Raw genomic sequence first — 17752 nt, 5'->3', positions numbered from 1 at the left:
ACGCGCAGGGCGGTCAGAGGTTTTCCAGCACGCGCTGGTACAACCGTTCTGCCGCCTGCCCCAGCTGCCGGGTGTGGTGGCGGATGACAAAGTAGGGCGAGACGGTGATGGTGCCCGCAAGGTCCAGCACCGTCAGGTTCGCCCCCACCGCGTCAGAGGTCATCAGCTCGGCCACCTCGCGCGATTGCGGCGCGATGGCATCGGTCGAGGACAAGAGCGCCTGCACGATCAGCATCGAAGAGCTGTTGATCACCCGCGGCGGCGTCGGGTGGCCGGCGTTGTGAAAGGCGGTTTCCACCGCTTGGCGAATGGGCGAGCCGCGTTCCTGAATGACCCAGTCAAAGCACAGCAGGTCCGCAAGGTCGATCGCCTTGGCGCTGGCCAAGGGGTGGGTCTTGCGGGTGAGGAACTTGACCACTTCGGTGCGGGCGGGATGCACCAGAAAGTCGCGCGAATCCGACAGGTCGGGGATGCGGGCGATGATGAAATCGAAGCGCCCTTCCTCTAGCCCGCGCACCAGATCGGCAGAGGGGCTGACCTCGATGGTGATGGCGGTTTCGGGGGCTTGCGCGCGCACCTCTTGGACCACGGGCATCAGGACGCCCACCGCAGGCCCGGTCACCGAGCCGATGCGCACCTCACCGGCCTGTCCGGTGCTGAGCCCCTGCACCTCTTTTTCCAGCGAGTCGAGTTCCGACAGCACCACGCGCGCGTGGCGGATGAACGCCTCGCCAATGGGGGTGGGTTCCATCCCCTTGGGGGTGCGGTGGAACAGCTGCGCGCCGGTTTCCCGCTCGATCTCTGCCAGGATGCGCGAGGCGGCGGGCTGGGACATGGCCAGCGCCCCGGCGGCGATCTGGATCTGGCCCACCTCGGCGATTTTCAGGATCAGCTTGAGATGCGTCAGTTTCAGGCGGCGCGTCAGGTCCATTGTCTTTTCTCCCTCGTGTCGCATACCAGTAAAGATATACGCCCCGCGCACAATAGAATTTTACAGGTATGTGGACAGTGCTTAACCATTAGGGCGGGTCACAGGGCCCCACACAAACGGGTGCGCAGGTCGTTGAGGAGAACGCATCGCGCGCCACTGGGAGGACGATATGAAACTCAAGTCACTTCTGGCCGCAGCCACTGCGGTCATCGCTTTCGCGTCGGCAGCCTATGCCGAGGGCAACGTGGGCATCGCCATGCCGACCAAATCTTCGGCCCGTTGGATCGCCGACGGCGACAACATGGTCAAGGAACTGGAAAAGGCGGGCTTTGGCGCCGATCTTCAGTACGCCGAGGATGACATCCCGAACCAGCTGGCGCAGATCGAGAACATGATCACCAAGGGTGTCGACGTTCTGGTGATCGCCGCCATCGACGGCACCACCCTGTCGAACGCCTTGGAAAACGCCGCAGCCTCGGGCATTCGCGTCATCGCCTATGACCGCCTGATCCGCGACAGCGAGAACGTCGATTATTACGCCACCTTCGACAACTTCAAGGTCGGTGTGCAGCAGGCCAGCAGCCTTGTCAGCGGTCTCGAAGAGCGCTTTGGCGATGGCCCCTACAATGTCGAGCTGTTCGGCGGCTCGCCCGACGACAACAACGCGTATTTCTTTTACAACGGCGCGATGAGCGTGCTTCAGCCGCTGATCGACGCGGGCAAGGTTGTGATCCCCTCGGGGCAGATGGGTATGGACACCGTTGGCACCCTGCGCTGGGATGGCGCGGTTGCTCAGGCGCGTATGGATAACCTCTTGTCCGCCTATTACACCGATCAGGACGTGCACGGCGTGCTGTCGCCCTATGACGGTCTGTCCATCGGCATCCTGTCCTCGCTCAAAGGTGTTGGCTATGGCTCTGGCGATATGAAAATGCCGATCGTGTCCGGTCAGGACGCCGAAGTGCAGTCGGTCAAGTCGATCCTCGCGGGCGAGCAATACTCGACCATCTTCAAGGACACCCGCGAGCTGGCCCGTGTCACCGTCGGCATGGTCGAAGCGCTGCTGAACGACACCCAGCCAGAAATCAACGACACCTCGACCTATGACAACGGCGTCAAGGTGATCCCGTCCTACCTGCTGGAGCCGGTTCCGGTCGATGCCTCCAACTGGGAAGAAATCCTGATCGGCTCGGGTTACTACACCGAAGACCAGATCAAGTAAGCCGCTTTCACGGTTCACTCCCAAGGCCTGTTTCCCGCCTCCGTGGTGGGGGGCAGGCCCGTTATTATCCAGCAATACTCCAGCACAGAGGGCGCTATGACTCCCCTTTTGGAAATGCGCGCGATCACCAAGACCTTTCCGGGCGTCAAGGCTTTGGATCAGGTCAATCTCCAAGTGGCGGAGGGTGAAATCCACGCCATCTGCGGCGAGAACGGCGCAGGCAAATCCACCCTGATGAAGGTGCTGTCCGGGGTCTATCCGGCGGGCAGCTATGACGGTGAAATCCACTATGACGGCGCTTTGGCGCAGTTTCGGGATATTTCTGATTCCGAGGCGCGCGGCATCATCATCATCCACCAAGAGCTGGCGCTTGTGCCGCTGCTGTCCATCGCCGAGAACTTGTTTCTGGGCAATGAGCGCGCCGCAAAGGGTGTGATCGACTGGCGCGAGACCTTTCAGCGGACCGAAGCTTTGCTGAAGAAGGTGGGCTTGAAAGAAGCGCCCGCGACGCGGATCGAACAGCTTGGCGTCGGCAAGCAGCAGCTGGTGGAAATCGCCAAGGCGCTGTCCAAAGAGGTCAAGCTGCTGATCCTCGATGAACCCACGGCGGCGCTGTCCGAGGCGGACAGTCAGGCGTTGCTTGACCTCATGCTGGAACTCAAAACCCAAGGCGTCACGCAGATCATCATCAGCCACAAGCTGAACGAGGTCCGCCGCGTGGCCGACACGGTGACGGTGATCCGCGATGGCACCTCGGTCAGCACCATGACCGCCGCGTCCGGCGACATCACCGAAGACCGCATCGTCCGTGACATGGTGGGGCGCGACATGTCCGACCGCTATCCGGCGCGGGCGCGCAATCCCGGCGAGACGCTGCTGGACGTGAAAAACTGGAACGTGTGGCACCCCGAGCACGCCGAACGTCAAGTCATCCGCGACGTCAATTTCCACGTGCGCAAGGGCGAAGTCGTCGGCATCGCGGGCCTCATGGGGGCAGGGCGCACGGAACTGGCCATGTCGATCTTTGGCCGCAGCTATGGGCGCAATATCTCTGGCTCTGTCAGCCTAAAGGGCCAGCCCATCGACGTGTCGGAAATCGACCGCGCCATTGACGCTGGCCTCGCCTATGTGACCGAGGACCGCAAGTCGCTGGGGTTGGTGCTGGACGAGGACATTCAGACCAATATCACGCTGGCCAACCTGCCCGGCGTCGCCAAGGCGGGCGTCATCAACGAACGCGAAGAAACCCAGGTGGCCGAGAAATATCGCGGTGCCATGAACATCCGCACCCCCAGCGTTTTCCAAAAGGTGGTGAACCTGTCCGGGGGCAACCAGCAAAAGGTCGTCTTGTCCAAGTGGCTGTTTGCCCAGCCCGAGGTTTTGATCCTCGACGAGCCGACACGCGGCATCGACGTGGGCGCAAAGTTCGAGATTTACGGCATCATCAACGATCTGGCCGCGCAAGGCAAAGGCGTGGTGATGATCTCTTCCGAGATGCCGGAACTCTTGGGGATGTGCGACCGCATTTACGTCATGAACGAAGGCGCTCTGGTCGGGGAACTGACCGCCGAAGACGCCAGCCAAGAGCGCATCATGTCGCTCATTGTTACGGATTAAAGGGGGACCTGCGAGATGGATCACGCACAAGGGGCGCAGGCCAAGGGCATGGCCTATTATTTCAAACATCACCTGCGGGAATACGGCCTGCTGATCGCCTTGATCGCGATCATGCTGTTCTTTCAGGTGGTGACCGATGGCACGCTGCTGAAATCGGTGAACATCACCAACCTGTTTTTGCAAAACAGCTACATTATCATCATGGCGCTGGGGATGCTGGTGGTGATCGTCTCGGGCAATATCGACCTGTCGGTGGGGTCCGTCATGGGCTTTATCGGGGCGTTTGCCGCCGTGATGATCGTCGAACTGGGCCAGCCGGTGTGGATCACCATCATTGCCTCGCTGGGCATGGGTGTGGTGATCGGCGCGGCGCAGGGCTATTTCGTCGCCTATTGGAAGATCCCCTCGTTTATCGTCACGCTCGCCGGGATGCTGGTGTTCCGCGGCGCGTCGCTGTGGCTGCTCGAAGGGCAGTCGGTCGGCCCGTTTCCGCGCGAATTCCAGAGCCTGTCGACCGGCTTTGTCGGGGACATCCTGCCCAAGGCCGCGACCTCTGGTCTGGCAGAGCTTGCAGGCAGCCGGAACTTTAACGCGCTGGCCATGGGGCTGGGGATCATTGCGGTGGCGGTGATCGTCTACATGGGGCTGCGCGACCGCGCCCGCAACGCGCAATACGGCATCGAGGGCGAGCCCAAGTCGTTTTTCATCGTGCGCAACGTGGTGATCGCGCTGGCGCTGCTGTTCGTCAGCTTCAAGCTCGCGACCTTCCGAGGCTTGCCCAACGTGCTGATTTCCATGGTGGTTTTGACGGTGGTTTATGCCTTCCTGACCGCGAACACGACCATTGGCCGCCGCATCTATGCGCTGGGGGGCAATGAAAAGGCCGCCAAGCTGTCGGGGATCAAGACCGAGCGTCTGACCTTTCTTGCCTTTGTGAACATGGGGCTGCTGGCGGCGCTGGCGGGGCTGATCTTTGCCGCGCGTCTGAACACGGCGACGCCCAAGGCGGGCTTTGCGGTGGAACTCGACGTGATCGCGGCGGTGTTCATTGGCGGCGCGTCCATGTCCGGCGGGTCGGGCAAGGTCATCGGCGCGGTGGTCGGCGCGTTCATCATGGGGGTGATGAACAACGGCATGTCCATCGTCGGCATCGGCATTGATTATCAGCAGATGATCAAGGGCTTGGTGCTGCTGGCCGCCGTCTTCTTTGACGTCTACAACCGCAGCAAACAGGGCTGATTGACCCCAAAGGAAAACGCCGCCCCTCGCGCGTGTCGGGGGGCGGCGTTTTTGTGTCTGGCGTTTAGCGCAGGCCTTGCTTGGCGACCAAGACCGCAAGGTCCGACACAGCGGCCGAGCGGGCGGCGGCGATGTCGCCGGGGGTGCCGTCGCCGGGGATGGGCGTTTCGATCGCAAAGCGTTTTGACCGATCGCCGGGGCCCACGTCGGGGGCGACAAACATCTGCCCCGACACGCGGAAGGTGCCCGCGCTGGTGGCGTAGAAATCCTCGATCCGCAGGTCAACCTTGACGTCCGGCAGATCGCGGAAGGGCCACGGCTCGGGGGCGACCAGCCGCCCGGTGATGGCGTCCAGATCGCGGGCGACTTGCAGCGTCACGGCGCGGCCCGGCTCATCGGCCCAGAGCGCGCCAAGCGGGGCAATCGCGCCGGTTTCGTCGCGGCGGGTGATTTCCTCGGACTGGGCGTAGGTGGGCAGGGTCACGGTCGCGACCTCGATCCGGCCATAGCGTGTGGTCACACGTTCGGTCGGCAGAGGGGCCTGCGCCCCCACGGCGGGGGGCGGCGCGTCAAAGCGCAAATCGGCACCGCCGCAGCCGGTCAGCAGCAGGGTCAGGGCGGTGGCAGCAAGGGGCAGCTTGGTCATGGATTAACGTCCCGTCAGCAGAGAGTTGGGGTTGCGCTGGATCTGGCGCGCGAGCCGGTCAATGGAAGACGCGGCGGCTTCGATCTGGCGAATGGCGGTGGACAGCTCGCGGCCAAATTCGGACCCGCGGTTGTAGTCGCCGATGGTCACGCCAGCCTGCGCCGCCACGCGCGAGATACGCTCGGCCAGCGCGGGCAGGGTGCCCGAGGCGGTCGCCAGCGCTTCGGCGGCGGTGCGGGCCGAGGCGAGGGTGGCGTTGGCATTGTCGACCAGCCCCCCCTCAGAGATTTGCGCCAGCATGGTGCGCAATTCGGCCAGCGTGGCGTTCAGCTCGGCAGGGAGCTGTTTGGTGCTGTCCTGACCGATGAGCTCGTCGGCGGTGGTCAGCAGGGCTGAGGCGCGGTCCGCCAGCGTTTGCAGCGACAACTCCTCGACATCGGACAGGATGTTTTGCGCCTGTTCGGACAGGCCCGGCAGCGTCGCGGCGGCCTTGTCGACCGAGGCGATCACATCGGCGACCTGCGCCACCAGTTGTTGTTCCTCGACGTCGGTGAGAATGCCGTTGAGCGTATCAGACGCCTCTTGCAGACCCGCTGCGAGCGATCCGATTTGCCCCGGCAGGGCGGCGATTTCATCCGACGACAGCAGCCCGCGCAGAGATTGCACCGTGGCGCGCAGATCGGCGGGCATGGCCGTCAGATCCTCGTCCGAGACCAGCGCGTCGGCGTTGCCGAGCAGGGCCGAGAGTTGCCCGGACAGATCGCCCAAGGGGACGGATTCGACGTTGGTCAAGACCGCACTGGCTTGGTCCGCGAGGCCCGGCAGCGCCTGCGCCGTGGCGTCGAGCGAGGCGATCAGTTCGGACACCGAGGCGATCACCGCTTGGTCCTGCACGTCGCCCAACAGAGCGTTGAGCGTGACAGAGGCCTCTTCCAGCCCGCCCGCCACCGCGCCAATCTGGGCGGGCAGGGCGGCGACCTCTTCGCTTTCGGCAACGGATCGGATGGCGGCGAGGGTGGCGCGCAGCTCTTCGGGGGCGTCCTGCACCCCGTCGCTGTTCACCAGCGCGCGCGCATCGCCAAGGAAACCAATCGCATTCTCCAGCAGTTCCTCGACCGGCAGCGCGTCGGCGCGTTGCAGCAGCCCTTGGGCCGAGGCGGCAACGTTGGTCACTTTGGACGGCGTGGTGGGGATCTGCGGATAGGGATCGCCATCAAGGATCAGCTCGGCGTCGGGCGCGTCGGGCTGCATCACGAGGTCGATTTTCAGACCGCCGGTCAGCAGCGAGGCGTTGGTCAGCTGGCCACGCAGACCTTGGCGGACCTGACGCGACAGAAAGTCGATAAAGGCATCCTCGCCGCTGTCCGCAAGGCCGATCCGCCCCGGGTTCAGACGCAAGGTTGCGATCAGGCGGACTTCGGTATCGCCAAAGCGTTCCTCGTCCACAACGCCGGAAATCGTCACAACTTCGCCCATGCGCAGGCCGCCAAGGTTGACGGGCGCGCCCGCAGACAGCCCGGCTAGGTTCTCGTCAAAGATCATCATCAGATCAACCGAGCCGCCGTCCCCTTCGAGAAAGAAATCCTCGCGCGCGGTTTCCTCGTCCGGGTGCAGGTCATAGACCGCGCCTTGGGCCAAGGGCGCGCCGCCCGAGCCCAGCGTGGCAAAGGTCACGCCGCCGGAAATCAGCGAGGCGAGCGAGTTGAAATCCAGCCGCGCGCCCCCCGCATCCAGCGAAAAGCTGAAGCCAGAGATGTCCCAGAACCGCGAATTCACGGTCACAAGGTCGTTGTAGGGCTCTAGGATCACGGCCTCGGCGGTGACGGTCAGCCCGTCGGCAGACACCTCGGTTGCGCCGATCTTGCCCACCTGGACGCCGCGATAGAGGATCGGGGTGTTCTCGTTCGGCAGGCCTTCTTCGGAGCGCAGGGTAAAGGTCGTGCCGCGTTCGCCCAGCGACAGCAGCGGCACCTTTTCCGAGCCGACAAAGCGCGTTTCATAGGTGGACGGCACACCGTCCCACGCGCCTTCGATGTAGACGCCGGACAGCACCGTATCCAGACCGCTGACGCCTTGGGCGGTGACCTGCGGGCGCACGACCCAGAACCGGGCATCGGCGTCGACAAAGCCCGCCACGTCCTTGGACAGGCGGATCGAGACGACGACGCTTTCGAGGTCTTCGGTAAAGCCGACCTTTTCCACGAAACCCACGGGAATGTCGCGGTAGCGCAGCTCTGTCTCGCCGGGGTTCACCCCGTCGGCGTTGCGAAAGGTGACCTCGATCAGCGGGCCGCGCTCGGCGTAGGTTTGCCACGCCACCCCCAGCGCGATCACCAGCGCCAGAACGGGGATCAGCCAGACATAGGAAAAGCGCGGGCCTTGGCGGGCGGGCTCTATCGGGACGTTGGGAAGGGTGCTCATGGGTGGACGGGGCCTTGTTCGGTCGGGGTGTCCCAGATCAATCGGGTGTCGAAGGATTTGGCGGACAGCATGGTAAAGATGACGGAGAGCGCAAAGGTCAGCGCCGCCGGGCCGGGATGGATCGAGGCGACGACGGACAGCTGTACCAGCGCGCTGAGGATGGCGACGACAAAGACGTCGATCATCGACCAGCGGCCAATGAACTCGACTATTTCGTAGATGTGTTGGCGCCGCAGGGGCGTGTTGCGTGAGCCGCGCGAGACGGTGATGGCCAAATAGGCGATGGCGGCGAATTTGCCCACCGGGATCAGCACAGAGGCGATCAGGACGATGGCGGCGATCAACACTTCGCCGTGGTGGGCGATCTCAATGGCGCCGCCAACGATGGTGCTGCGCGAGGAGGCGACAAGCGTTTCGGTCACCAGCATCGGGTAGAGGTTTGCCGGGATGTAGCAGATCATGCCCACGACCCACCACGCCATGACGCGTTGCAGGCTTTTGCCTTCGCGCGAACGCAGGCGGCTGCCGCAGCGGTCGCAGGTCTCGTGGCCCATGGGCCAGACGCGGGCGCAGGCGCGGCAGGCCACCAATCCGGCTTGGCGCGCGGTGGTCATTGCGTGTCCTCGATGGCGTTCCAGATCGACCAGGTACACAGGTAGCGGTCATTGATCAGGACAAAGATCGACAGCGCGGCGAACATCCAAAACGCCGGGCCAAAGTGCAGCCGTGCGAGGTCGGACACCTTGACCAGCGCCACGGCGCACCCGATGGAGAACACCTCTGTCATGGCCCAGGGTTTGAGCTCCTGCGCAAGGTGAAAGGCGCGCTTGGCGTAGCGCGCGGGCGGGCGGTGCAGCTCGATCGGGCCGATCACATAGATCAACAAAACGGTGCGGATCAGCGGCACCAGGACGATCAGCATCACCGAGGCGACCGACACCAAGACCAGCGTGCCAGAGCGGAAGCTGGTCGCCACGTCCAGCAGCGACACGCGGTTGCCGATCCCTGCGGCCGAAATTTCCAGAAACGGGAAAAACGCGGCGGCGATCACAAGGATCATCACCGCGATGGACAACGCCAAAACGCGCCGCCCCGCCGTCTCGCGGGTCTGGATCAGCACCGTGTGACAGCGATGGCAGACCGCGCGCTCGCCTTCGTCGGGAAGGCGGGCTTGGTACAGCTCATCACAGTTCGGGCAAGCTATGAGCTGGGCCAGATCGTCTGGCCCGATGGTTTGCGTCATCGCGCAAGTCCCCAGAAACGCGGCAGCGAAAGCGGTTTTGAACCGTTCCCGCAAGGGTAGTCATCTCACGCGCCACATACAACGGCGCATGACAAAGTTAAGGCGCGGTTTAGATGTGGCAAGTTTTTCGCCTAGGGATGCGGCTGTTCTGCCACAAGCCACGTCAGGACGTGGTCGGGTTGGGCTTCGTACCGGATGTCCCAGCGCTGGCCCTTGGGCAGGGAGGGCGCGAGCGTTTGGGTCAGTTCCAAGGGCAGGGTGCCACGGGCGGGCAGGGCGCACAGCCGCGCGCAGTCAAAGCCAAAGTGGCTTCGCACCGTGGGGAACAGTGCCTTGAACAGGGTTTCCTTGGCGGAAAAGGTCAGGGTCGCGGCTTGGCTTAGGTCCGGGGCGGTGTTTAGCAGGGCAGCCTCGGTTTCATTTACGGCGACATGTAGGATCGAGTCCAAAGCGCGGTCTGTGGCCAGCGCTTCGATGTCCAGCCCCGGCGCGCGGGCGGGGGCTGGCAGCAGCAGGCAGGCGCAGTGCCCGCGCGCGTGGGTGATCGAGCCAGACAGGCCAGCGGGCCAGATCGGTGCGCGGCTTTCGGCGGTGTCGATAAAGGCAGGGGGCAGGCCGAGGGCATCCAGGGCAACGGCGGCCATGGCGCGGCCCGCCAGATACTCGGCCAGCCGTTTGTCCACGGCGCGCGACAGGCGGGGCGGGCGGGTAATCCCCAAGGTCTCGAACAACGCGGGGGCAAAGCGCCCAAGGTCAAACCGCCCTTGCACCAAGACGCCCCCAGACAGCGCGCGCACCTGTGGCTGGGTCAAGAACCCTTCCGACAGGGGCGGCAGGGCGTCCGGGGTCATTCGTCCTCTTCGACGACGGGCGGGTCTTGGTAGATTGACCAGCCATAGCGGCGGCCCGTGGGGGGCAGCTCGCTTTCCTTGGTGTGCATCCGCAGGTAGGTCTGCGCCATGAAATGCGCGGTGATCGGTGCGGTGATGAACAAAAACAGCGTGATCAGCAGCTCGTGGAACGACACGTGGTGATCCACAAAGCCAAAGTACAGCATCGAGGCGATCAGCACCCCGCCCACACCCAGCGTGGTGGATTTGGTCGGCCCGTGCAGGCGCTGCATGGCGTCGGTCAGCTTGATCAGGCCGTAGGAGCCGACGATGCCAAACAGCCCGCCGATGACCAGAAACGCCGTGATGAGAAGTTCAACAATCATGGCAGGCCCTCATTCGATAATGTCGCCGCGCAGCAAAAAGCGGCAGTAGGCAACGGTAGAGACAAAGCCGACCATGGCGACCAGCATCGAGGCTTCGAAATAGACGGCGGTGCCGTTTTTCAGACCATACAGCACGAGGATCGCGATCATGTTGATCACCATCGTATCCAGCGCAAGGATCCGGTCGGCGCGGGTGGGGCCACGCAGCAGCCGCCACAGGCAAATCAGCAGCCCAAGGCCAAAGCAGACAAAGGCAAAGGTCAGCGCGTAAGCGATCATGCGAAAATCTCCTTGAGGCGGGCCTCGTAGCGGGTCTTGATGCCGTCGATTTCGCCCTGCGGGTCGTCGGTGTGCAGGCAATGCACCAAGAGCGAACCGCCATCGGCGGACAGCAGCGCCGTGACGGTGCCCGGCGTCATGGTGATGGTCCCGGCCAGGACGGTGATCGCCTCGGGCGAGGTCAGTTCCAGCGGGACGGTGACCCACTGCGAGTTGATCTTGGACGTGGGCTTGAACAGGATGATCAGCGCAACCTGCACGTTGGCCACCACGATGTCCCACACCACAAGGGCGATGTAGCTGACGACCTTGAGCGGGCTTTTGATCAGCGCCCGTTCGGGCCAATAGGCGGCGGTCATGATCGGCAGGGCGATGCCGATGATCACGCCCAGCAGCAGGTTCCCAAGGGTGACCTTGTTGACCAGCATGGTCCAGACGATCAGCAGCAAAAGGCTGAGCAGCGGGTGGGGAAAGATGCGTTTGAGCATGGCTTAATGTCCCTCGTTGCTGGGCGCGTCGGTTTTGTCCGCCGCGCCGTAATCGTCAGAGTGGTCCTTGCCAAAGACCTTGGTGGGCGCGTCCGGGTCCAGCACCGCATCCACATAGGCGGCGGGGTTGAACAGATCGGCGGTGGCCCCTTGGGCGTAGTTGGTTACCGGCCCGGCAAAGGCCGACAGCGCCACCAGCATCGCCAGCGCCACACCCGTGGGGGCGATTTCGCTGAACTTGGCCTCTGGGGGTGGGGGCAGGGCATCGACGGGGCCGGTGCCTTCGGGCGGGGTGACCTGCTCGGCCTTCCAGAAGATCACCGAGCCTGCGCGGGCAAAGCCCACGATGGTCACAAGGCTCCCCACAAGGATCGCGACCCAGGACAGGACCAGCCAGTCGCCGCGCAGCGCGTCCATCACCAAGAGCTTGCCAAGGAAGCCCGACAGCGGCGGCATCCCCGCCATGGCAATCGCCCCGCCAAAGAACAGCGCCGCGAACAGGCCGTTCTGCAAGGTCTTGGGCTGGGCGCTTAGGTGGTCGTTCCCGCGCCGCGTCACCACCAGATCGGCCAGCAGGAACAGGGCCGCCGCCGAGAAGGTCGAGTGGATGAGGTAGTACAGCGCCGCGGTGGTGGCTTCGGGCGTGAAAACCGCCACGGCCAGCATCATCGTCCCCATCGACCCCACAACCGCGTAGGCCAGCAGCGACATCAGGCGCTTGGCCCCGATGACGCCGAACGCACCCACGGCGATGGTGATCAGGGCTGCGGGATAGAGCCACTGGGTGATCAGCCCTTCGACCGCGGGGGTGCCGGGGCCAAAGATCAGCGTGTGCAGGCGGATGATCGCATAGGCGCCGACCTTGGTCATGATCGCGAACAGCGCCGCCACCGGGGCAGGGGCGTTGGCATAGGTCGCGGGCAGCCAGAACTGCACCGGAAACAGCGCCGCCTTGATGGCGAAGACGATCAACAGCAGGATCGCGGCCACGCGCAGCAGACCCGCATCGTCGAGCGGCATGTCCTGCACCTTCACCGCCAGATCGGCGATGTTGAGCGTGCCGGTGGTCGCATAAAGCGTCCCCAGAGCGATCAGGAACAGGGTCGAGCCGGCGAGGTTCATCACCACGTATTGCAGACCCGCTTGCAAGCGCACGCGCCCGCCAGAGTGGATCATCAAACCATAGCTTGCGATCAGCAGGACTTCGAAGAAGACGAACAGGTTAAAGGCGTCACCGGTCAGGAACGCGCCGGAAATCCCCATCAGCTGGAACTGCCAGAGCGCGTGGAAATGCCGCCCGCGCATGTCCCAATCGGTGGCGATAGCGTGCCACAGCACGATCAAGGCCAGCAGGGCGGTCAGCAGCACCATCATGGCGCTGAGGCGGTCCAGCACCAAGACAATCCCAAAGGGCGCAGGCCACGCGCCAAGGCGATAGACGTGCACTTCACCATCGGCGGCGATCCACGTCAGACCCAGCGCAATGGCGACCAGCGCCACGTTCCCGGCGACGGAAAACACCCGCGCCAGCGTGATGTCGTGGCGCATGACAAAGCCCAGCATCGGCGCAAGCAGCGCGGGCAGGACAACGGGGGCAATGATCCAGTGGTTCATGCGCGGTCCTCCGTGGGCTCTGCGCTCATGTCCAGCGCGATGCCGTCGACGGTGGGCGCTTCGGCGTCCGGTTCGACTTCGGTCATGTCGATCTTGTCATTTCCTGCTTCGAGATAGGCCCCCAGCGCGAACATCACCAAAACGGCGGTCATGCCAAAGCTGATGACGATGGCGGTCAGCACCAACGCTTGGGGCAGCGGATCGGTGTAGACCGCCGCGTCGTTGTATTTATCAAGGATCGGCGCGGCATTGATCCGCAGCCCCCCCGTCGAGAATAGGAACACGTTCACCGCGTAGGACAGCAGCGACAGCCCCAGAACCACGGCAAAGACCCGCAGCCGCAGGATCAGGTAGATCCCCCCGGCGGTCAGAAACCCGATGGCGCTTGCAACCAGTGCTTCCATGTCACACGCCCTCCCTTGCGTCGTGGTCGAAGGTCTTGATCGCCTTGGACGGATCGTAATCCATCGGCTCGCGGTTGACGGTCTCGCCCGAGTGGCGCGCAAGGCGCGACAGCGAGTAGAGCATCAGCATCACCGCGCCCAGCACGCATAGGAACACCCCAAGGTCAAAGAGCGCAGCGGTGGCCAGCTCGAATTCCTCGATGGGGGGCAAGTGCACATAGCCGAACCAGCTGGTCAGGAAGGGCAGGCCCGCAAGCCAAGCGCCCATGCCCGTCAGCCCGGCGATGACGACGCCGATACCGATCAACCCGTGATACTCCAGCCGCTGGCGGCGCGTGGTCCAGGCAAAGCCGCTGGCCATATACTGCATAAGCAGCGCAATCGAGATCACCAGACCCGCGACAAAGCCGCCGCCCGGCTCGTTATGACCGCGCAGGAAGATAAAGATCCCCACAACCCCGGCAATCGGCAGCATCAGGCGCGTGGCGACCACCATCATCAGCGGGTGACGGTCGTGGCTGCGGTCGGCGTTATAGCCAGAGTTGCGCAGACGCGCGCCTGCGGGGCCGCTGAGCAGCGTTTCCATCAGCGCATAGATCGCAAGGCCCGCGATCCCGAGGACGATGATCTCGCCGTAGGTGTCATAGCCGCGGAAATCCACGAGGATCACATTGACGACGTTGGTGCCGCCACCGCCCGCATAGCTGTTGGCCAGGTGATAGTCGGAAATCGTGCTGACATCGCGGGTCATAAAGGCAAAGGCCAGCGCGGCAATCGCCACCCCGCCCGCGATGGCGATCCCGGCATCAAGGCCACGGCGACCGGCGCTGGATTCCACCGGGGTTTCCTTGGGCAAAAAGTGCAGGGCCAGCAGCAGCAGCATGATGGTCACGGTCTCGACGCTGATCTGGGTCAGCGCAAGGTCCGGCGCGGACATGTAGACAAAGCCCGCAGAGACCATCAGGCCGATGACCGAGATGATGACCAGCGCGGCAAAGCGCTTGCGGTGGAAGACCACCACGAGGATCGTCGCCAGCACCAGCATGGCCCAGCCGATCACCGCCAGAATGGGCGTCGGCAACAGCTCTCGCGTGGGCGCGCCCATGCCGCCGCCTCGGAACGATAGGTAGCCGACAATCACCACGGTGGCCGAGAACACCGCCAGATAGCGGCTGATTGCGCCGTTGTGCAGGGTCGCGGTGAGGCCTTGGGTCGCCTTGACCAGCGCGCCCATGAGGGCGTCGAAAATCGCCTTGGCCTCGGGGCGGGGGGTGGCCAGCCACGCGCGGTCCAGCGGACTGTGCAGCAGCAGCAGGACAACGCCGCCCGCGATGGCGATCAGCGACATGATCAGCGCGGCGTTCACACCGTGCCAGATGGCGAAATGCGGGTGCTGTTCCACGCCGGTCACAGCGGTCGCGGCCATGGCCACGATGGGCTCGGCGAGGAAGGGCATCACGCCAATGGCGATGACAAACACGCTCAGCAGCGCAGGCGCGGCATACATGCCAAAGGGCGGATCATGCGGCGTGTGCGGATAGTCGTCGCGCACCGGCCCGCCAAAGGTGTGGAAAATGAAGCGCAAGGAATAGGCGACCGAGAACACCGACCCCAAAGTTGCCAGCGCCGGCACCAGCCACGGGTTTTCCCACCAGCTGGTCTTGGCCGCCTCGTAAAGCATCAGCTCCTTGGACAGGAAGCCGTTGAACAGCGGAATCCCCGCCATGGACAGCGCGGTAATGGTCCCAATCACGGCGGTGATCGGCATCAGCTTGGCCAGACCGCCAAGGCGCTTGATGTCGCGGGTGTGCGCTTCGTGATCGACAATCCCGGCGGTCATGAACAGCGCCGCCTTGAAGGTCAGGTGGTTGAGGATGTGGAACACGGCGGCAATGGCGGCGGCCTCTGTCCCGAACCCCAGCAGCATGGTCAGCAGGCCCAGGTGCGAGACGGTCGAGAAGGCGAGCAGCGCCTTGAGGTCATCCTTGAACAGCGCGATCACCGCGCCCAGCACCATGGTGATCAGGCCCACCGTCGCCACGATGTAAAACCACGCGTCGGTCCCCGCCAGCGCGGGCCACATGCGCGCCATCAGGAAAACGCCCGCTTTGACCATGGTGGCCGAGTGCAGATAGGCCGAGACCGGCGTCGGCGCGGCCATGGCGTGCGGCAACCAGAAGTGGAAGGGGAACTGCGCGGACTTGGTGAACGCGCCCAGCAGGATCAGGATCAGCGCGGGCAGATACAGGACGTCGGCCTTGATCTGGTCCCCCGCCGCCAGAATGTCGGTCAGGTTGTAGCTGCCGACGATATTGCCAAGGATCAGCATCCCGCCGATCATCGCCAAACCGCCCGCGCCGGTCACCGTCAGCGCCATGCGCGCGCCCTGACGGCCTTCGGGCAGGTGCTTCCAATAGCCGATGAGCAGGAAGGACGAGAGGCTGGTGAGTTCCCAGAAGATCAGCAAAAGCAGGATGTTATCGGACAGGGTAATGCCCAGCATCGCGCCTTGGAACAGCAGCAGATAGGTGTAGAACTGCCCCATGGGGTCGGCCTTGGACAGGTAGAACCGCGCGTAAAGCGTGATCAGCAGACCCACCCCAAGGATCATGCAGGCGAACATCAGGCCGAGCCCATCGAGGAAGAATGCCGCCTCAAGGCCCAGCTGCGGGATCCACGCGATCTTGGCGGTGTAGACGGTGCCCTCTATCACGCCGGGGGCGAGGGTGCCCAGCATGACCAGCGCGAGGACGGTCGGAACGGCGGTGAAACTGGCGCAGGCGGTGCGCCCCGCTCGGATCATGACGCCGGGGACAAGCGCGCCGATAAACGGCAAGATCGCGATGATCGGCAGAAGACTGGATGTCTGGTGCATTCACGGCTCCGAAATCTGGAAATTAAGGGTTTTTCCTTGATGCGCACGGGGAACGCAACTTGGTTTAGCGCGTCTGACGCAACTGTCATGGGAAATGATGCGCTTTTGTCGGGATTTCGGGCCAAATTCGGGGTCTGCGATTTCTGCGCAAAAACGCCCCTATAAAGATGTATCAAGGATGCCCCCATTGACACGCCCGGTTTAATTTAACATGTTAAGCAAGAGGAGCGCGAAGAGGGAGGACGAATCTTTGCCGCACTTGCGAATCGAATACTCGCCGGGCCTTGCGGCCCGTCTCGACATGGATGGGCTGTGCCGGGCGGCGCATCGGGCGATGGTTGAAACCGGAGTGTTTCCGCTGGCGGGCATCCGCGTGCGGGCGTTTTGCGCCGATCACTGCATCGTCGCCGATGACCACCCGGACAATGACTTTGCCGCGCTGATTTTGACGGTTGGGGCGGGGCGTACGACGGAAACCCTGCAACAGGCCGGGGCGCATATCTGGGACGCAGTGCGCGCCTACCTGGCCGAGCCGTTGGCTTCGCCGCATTTCGCCCTGTCGCTGGATATCCGCGAGAGCAACCCGGACCTCAGCTGGAAAGACACGCCGATCCACGGTCGGCTTTCGAAAAAGGACTAAGCCATGACGCTTGATGCCAACATCGCCAAGGCGAAGGGCTATATCGCCCATTTCGCCGAGACCGGCGTTCTGAACCACATCGACGGGGCCTCTGTGCCCGCCGCCTCGGGCAAGACGTTCGAGACGATCTCGCCGGTCGATTTGACGCCGCTGGCCAAGGTCGCCAAAGGGGGCGCTGAGGACATCGACGCCGCCGTTGCCGCCGCCAAGAAAGCCTTTCCGGCGTGGTCGAAAACCCCCGGGGCCGAGCGCCGCAAGATCCTCATCAAGGTGGCCGAAGCCATCGAGGCGCGCGCCGAGGAACTCGCCTTTACCGAGTGCTTGGACACGGGCCAGGCCTTGCGTTTCATGTCCAAAGCCGCCATCCGCGGCGCCGCGAATTTCCGCTTTTTCGCCGATCAAGCGCCCCACGCCGAGAACGGCGAGGTCACCCGCACGCCGACGCAAATGAACACCACCTCGCGCCGTCCCATCGGTCCGGTGGGTGTGATCACACCGTGGAACACGCCGTTTATGCTGTCGACCTGGAAGATCGCGCCGGCGCTGGCGGCGGGCTGTACCGTCGTCCACAAACCCGCCGAATTCTCGCCCATGACCGCCAAGCTGCTGGTGGAAATCGCCGAAAGCGCGGGCCTGCCTGCGGGCGTTCTGAACGTGGTTAACGGCTTTGGCGAGGACGCGGGCAAGCGCCTGACCGAGCATCCCGACATCAAGGCCATCGCCTTTGTCGGCGAAAGCCGCACCGGGTCGATGATCATGGCGCAAGGCGCTAAGAGCTTGAAACGCGTACACTTTGAGCTGGGTGGCAAGAACCCGGTGATCGTCTTTGACGACGCCGACATCGACCGCGCGGTGGATGCGGCGACCTTTATGATCTACTCGCTGAACGGCGAGCGCTGCACCTCGTCGAGCCGCCT

At 63.8% G+C, this 17752-nt stretch carries 17 protein-coding genes; 5 read left to right on the top strand and 12 right to left on the bottom strand.

Going from position 1 to position 17752, the window contains the following annotated elements; all coding sequences use genetic code 11:
* Positions 1-13: 13 nt before the first annotated feature.
* Positions 14-931 carry a LysR family transcriptional regulator gene (locus B9A11_RS15620; RefSeq protein WP_058248756.1) on the bottom strand — a complete coding sequence of 306 codons (918 nt, stop codon included), beginning with the start codon at positions 929-931 and terminating at the stop codon, positions 14-16.
* A gap of 169 nt (positions 932-1100) precedes the next feature.
* Between B9A11_RS15620 and chvE the strand changes: the two genes are divergently transcribed.
* The 3 genes from chvE to mmsB all read left to right on the top strand — a co-directional run bounded on the left by chvE (position 1101) and on the right by mmsB (position 5009).
* Positions 1101-2153 (top strand): multiple monosaccharide ABC transporter substrate-binding protein, encoded by a 1053-nt coding sequence (gene chvE, locus B9A11_RS15615; RefSeq protein ID WP_058248755.1) that lies wholly within the window; start codon positions 1101-1103, stop codon positions 2151-2153.
* Between the two features lie 96 nt (positions 2154-2249).
* On the top strand, positions 2250-3770 hold the full coding sequence (mmsA, locus tag B9A11_RS15610; protein ID WP_058248754.1) for a multiple monosaccharide ABC transporter ATP-binding protein: 1521 nt from the start codon (positions 2250-2252) through the stop codon (positions 3768-3770).
* A gap of 15 nt (positions 3771-3785) precedes the next feature.
* Positions 3786-5009, top strand: a complete 1224-nt coding sequence (gene mmsB / locus B9A11_RS15605) for a multiple monosaccharide ABC transporter permease (protein ID WP_058248753.1) — start codon at positions 3786-3788, stop codon at positions 5007-5009.
* A gap of 64 nt (positions 5010-5073) precedes the next feature.
* On the opposite strand, the gene B9A11_RS15600 is transcribed toward mmsB, so the two are convergent.
* The 11 genes from B9A11_RS15600 to B9A11_RS15550 all read right to left on the bottom strand — a co-directional run bounded on the left by B9A11_RS15600 (position 5074) and on the right by B9A11_RS15550 (position 16195).
* Positions 5074-5655, bottom strand: a complete 582-nt coding sequence (locus B9A11_RS15600) for a PqiC family protein (protein ID WP_058248752.1) — start codon at positions 5653-5655, stop codon at positions 5074-5076.
* Between the two features lie 3 nt (positions 5656-5658).
* Positions 5659-8076, bottom strand: a complete 2418-nt coding sequence (locus B9A11_RS15595) for an MlaD family protein (protein WP_058248751.1) — start codon at positions 8074-8076, stop codon at positions 5659-5661.
* Complete coding sequence (locus B9A11_RS15590) at positions 8073-8690, bottom strand: paraquat-inducible protein A (protein WP_058248750.1); 618 nt, start codon at positions 8688-8690, stop codon at positions 8073-8075. Before B9A11_RS15590 ends, B9A11_RS15595 begins: the two co-directional genes overlap by 4 nt.
* Entirely contained in the window at positions 8687-9319 is a 633-nt protein-coding gene (locus B9A11_RS15585) for a paraquat-inducible protein A (protein ID WP_058248864.1), read from the bottom strand. Before B9A11_RS15585 ends, B9A11_RS15590 begins: the two co-directional genes overlap by 4 nt.
* Positions 9320-9450: 131 nt before the next feature.
* Positions 9451-10170, bottom strand: coding sequence for a 4'-phosphopantetheinyl transferase family protein (locus tag B9A11_RS15580; protein ID WP_058248749.1), 720 nt, complete (start codon positions 10168-10170; stop codon positions 9451-9453).
* Positions 10167-10535, bottom strand: a complete 369-nt coding sequence (locus B9A11_RS15575) for a Na+/H+ antiporter subunit G (protein ID WP_058248748.1) — start codon at positions 10533-10535, stop codon at positions 10167-10169. The genes B9A11_RS15580 and B9A11_RS15575 overlap by 4 nt, the downstream gene beginning before the upstream one ends.
* 9 nt (positions 10536-10544) lie before the next feature.
* Complete coding sequence (locus tag B9A11_RS15570) at positions 10545-10814, bottom strand: K+/H+ antiporter subunit F (RefSeq protein ID WP_058248747.1); 270 nt, start codon at positions 10812-10814, stop codon at positions 10545-10547.
* Positions 10811-11302: a Na+/H+ antiporter subunit E gene (locus B9A11_RS15565; protein WP_058248746.1), complete on the bottom strand. Its 492-nt coding sequence runs from the start codon at positions 11300-11302 to the stop codon at positions 10811-10813. The genes B9A11_RS15570 and B9A11_RS15565 overlap by 4 nt, the downstream gene beginning before the upstream one ends.
* 3 nt (positions 11303-11305) lie before the next feature.
* The gene (locus B9A11_RS15560; protein WP_058248745.1) at positions 11306-12916 is read right to left on the bottom strand and encodes a monovalent cation/H+ antiporter subunit D; all 1611 of its coding nucleotides are present in this window, start codon (positions 12914-12916) and stop codon (positions 11306-11308) included.
* A complete protein-coding gene (locus B9A11_RS15555; RefSeq protein ID WP_058248744.1) occupies positions 12913-13320 on the bottom strand; it encodes a Na+/H+ antiporter subunit C in 408 nt (135 codons plus the stop codon). Before B9A11_RS15555 ends, B9A11_RS15560 begins: the two co-directional genes overlap by 4 nt.
* Before the next feature lies 1 nt (position 13321).
* A complete protein-coding gene (locus B9A11_RS15550; protein WP_058248743.1) occupies positions 13322-16195 on the bottom strand; it encodes a monovalent cation/H+ antiporter subunit A in 2874 nt (957 codons plus the stop codon).
* A 250-nt stretch (positions 16196-16445) separates the two neighbouring features.
* Between B9A11_RS15550 and B9A11_RS15545 the strand changes: the two genes are divergently transcribed.
* Entirely contained in the window at positions 16446-16835 is a 390-nt protein-coding gene (locus tag B9A11_RS15545; protein ID WP_058248742.1) for a 5-carboxymethyl-2-hydroxymuconate Delta-isomerase, read from the top strand.
* A 3-nt stretch (positions 16836-16838) separates the two neighbouring features.
* The coding region (locus tag B9A11_RS15540) for an aldehyde dehydrogenase family protein (RefSeq protein ID WP_143595902.1) at positions 16839-17752 on the top strand (914 nt) is incomplete at its 3' end.

This window comes from Tropicibacter naphthalenivorans, from assembly GCF_900176475.1.
GTDB classification, from domain to species: domain Bacteria; phylum Pseudomonadota; class Alphaproteobacteria; order Rhodobacterales; family Rhodobacteraceae; genus Tropicibacter; species Tropicibacter naphthalenivorans.
Note: the sequence above shows the minus strand (reverse complement) of the source record. Positions and strands in the feature narration are given on the sequence as shown.

Coding starts and splice junctions, on each gene's coding strand:
- B9A11_RS15620 (WP_058248756.1), bottom strand. CDS start 931: ATGGACCTGACGCGCCGCCTGAAACTGACGCATCTCAAGCTGATCCTG.
- chvE (WP_058248755.1), top strand. CDS start 1,101: ATGAAACTCAAGTCACTTCTGGCCGCAGCCACTGCGGTCATCGCTTTC.
- mmsA (WP_058248754.1), top strand. CDS start 2,250: ATGACTCCCCTTTTGGAAATGCGCGCGATCACCAAGACCTTTCCGGGC.
- mmsB (WP_058248753.1), top strand. CDS start 3,786: ATGGATCACGCACAAGGGGCGCAGGCCAAGGGCATGGCCTATTATTTC.
- B9A11_RS15600 (WP_058248752.1), bottom strand. CDS start 5,655: ATGACCAAGCTGCCCCTTGCTGCCACCGCCCTGACCCTGCTGCTGACC.
- B9A11_RS15595 (WP_058248751.1), bottom strand. CDS start 8,076: ATGAGCACCCTTCCCAACGTCCCGATAGAGCCCGCCCGCCAAGGCCCG.
- B9A11_RS15590 (WP_058248750.1), bottom strand. CDS start 8,690: ATGACCACCGCGCGCCAAGCCGGATTGGTGGCCTGCCGCGCCTGCGCC.
- B9A11_RS15585 (WP_058248864.1), bottom strand. CDS start 9,319: ATGACGCAAACCATCGGGCCAGACGATCTGGCCCAGCTCATAGCTTGC.
- B9A11_RS15580 (WP_058248749.1), bottom strand. CDS start 10,170: ATGACCCCGGACGCCCTGCCGCCCCTGTCGGAAGGGTTCTTGACCCAG.
- B9A11_RS15575 (WP_058248748.1), bottom strand. CDS start 10,535: ATGATTGTTGAACTTCTCATCACGGCGTTTCTGGTCATCGGCGGGCTG.
- B9A11_RS15570 (WP_058248747.1), bottom strand. CDS start 10,814: ATGATCGCTTACGCGCTGACCTTTGCCTTTGTCTGCTTTGGCCTTGGG.
- B9A11_RS15565 (WP_058248746.1), bottom strand. CDS start 11,302: ATGCTCAAACGCATCTTTCCCCACCCGCTGCTCAGCCTTTTGCTGCTG.
- B9A11_RS15560 (WP_058248745.1), bottom strand. CDS start 12,916: ATGAACCACTGGATCATTGCCCCCGTTGTCCTGCCCGCGCTGCTTGCG.
- B9A11_RS15555 (WP_058248744.1), bottom strand. CDS start 13,320: ATGGAAGCACTGGTTGCAAGCGCCATCGGGTTTCTGACCGCCGGGGGG.
- B9A11_RS15550 (WP_058248743.1), bottom strand. CDS start 16,195: ATGCACCAGACATCCAGTCTTCTGCCGATCATCGCGATCTTGCCGTTT.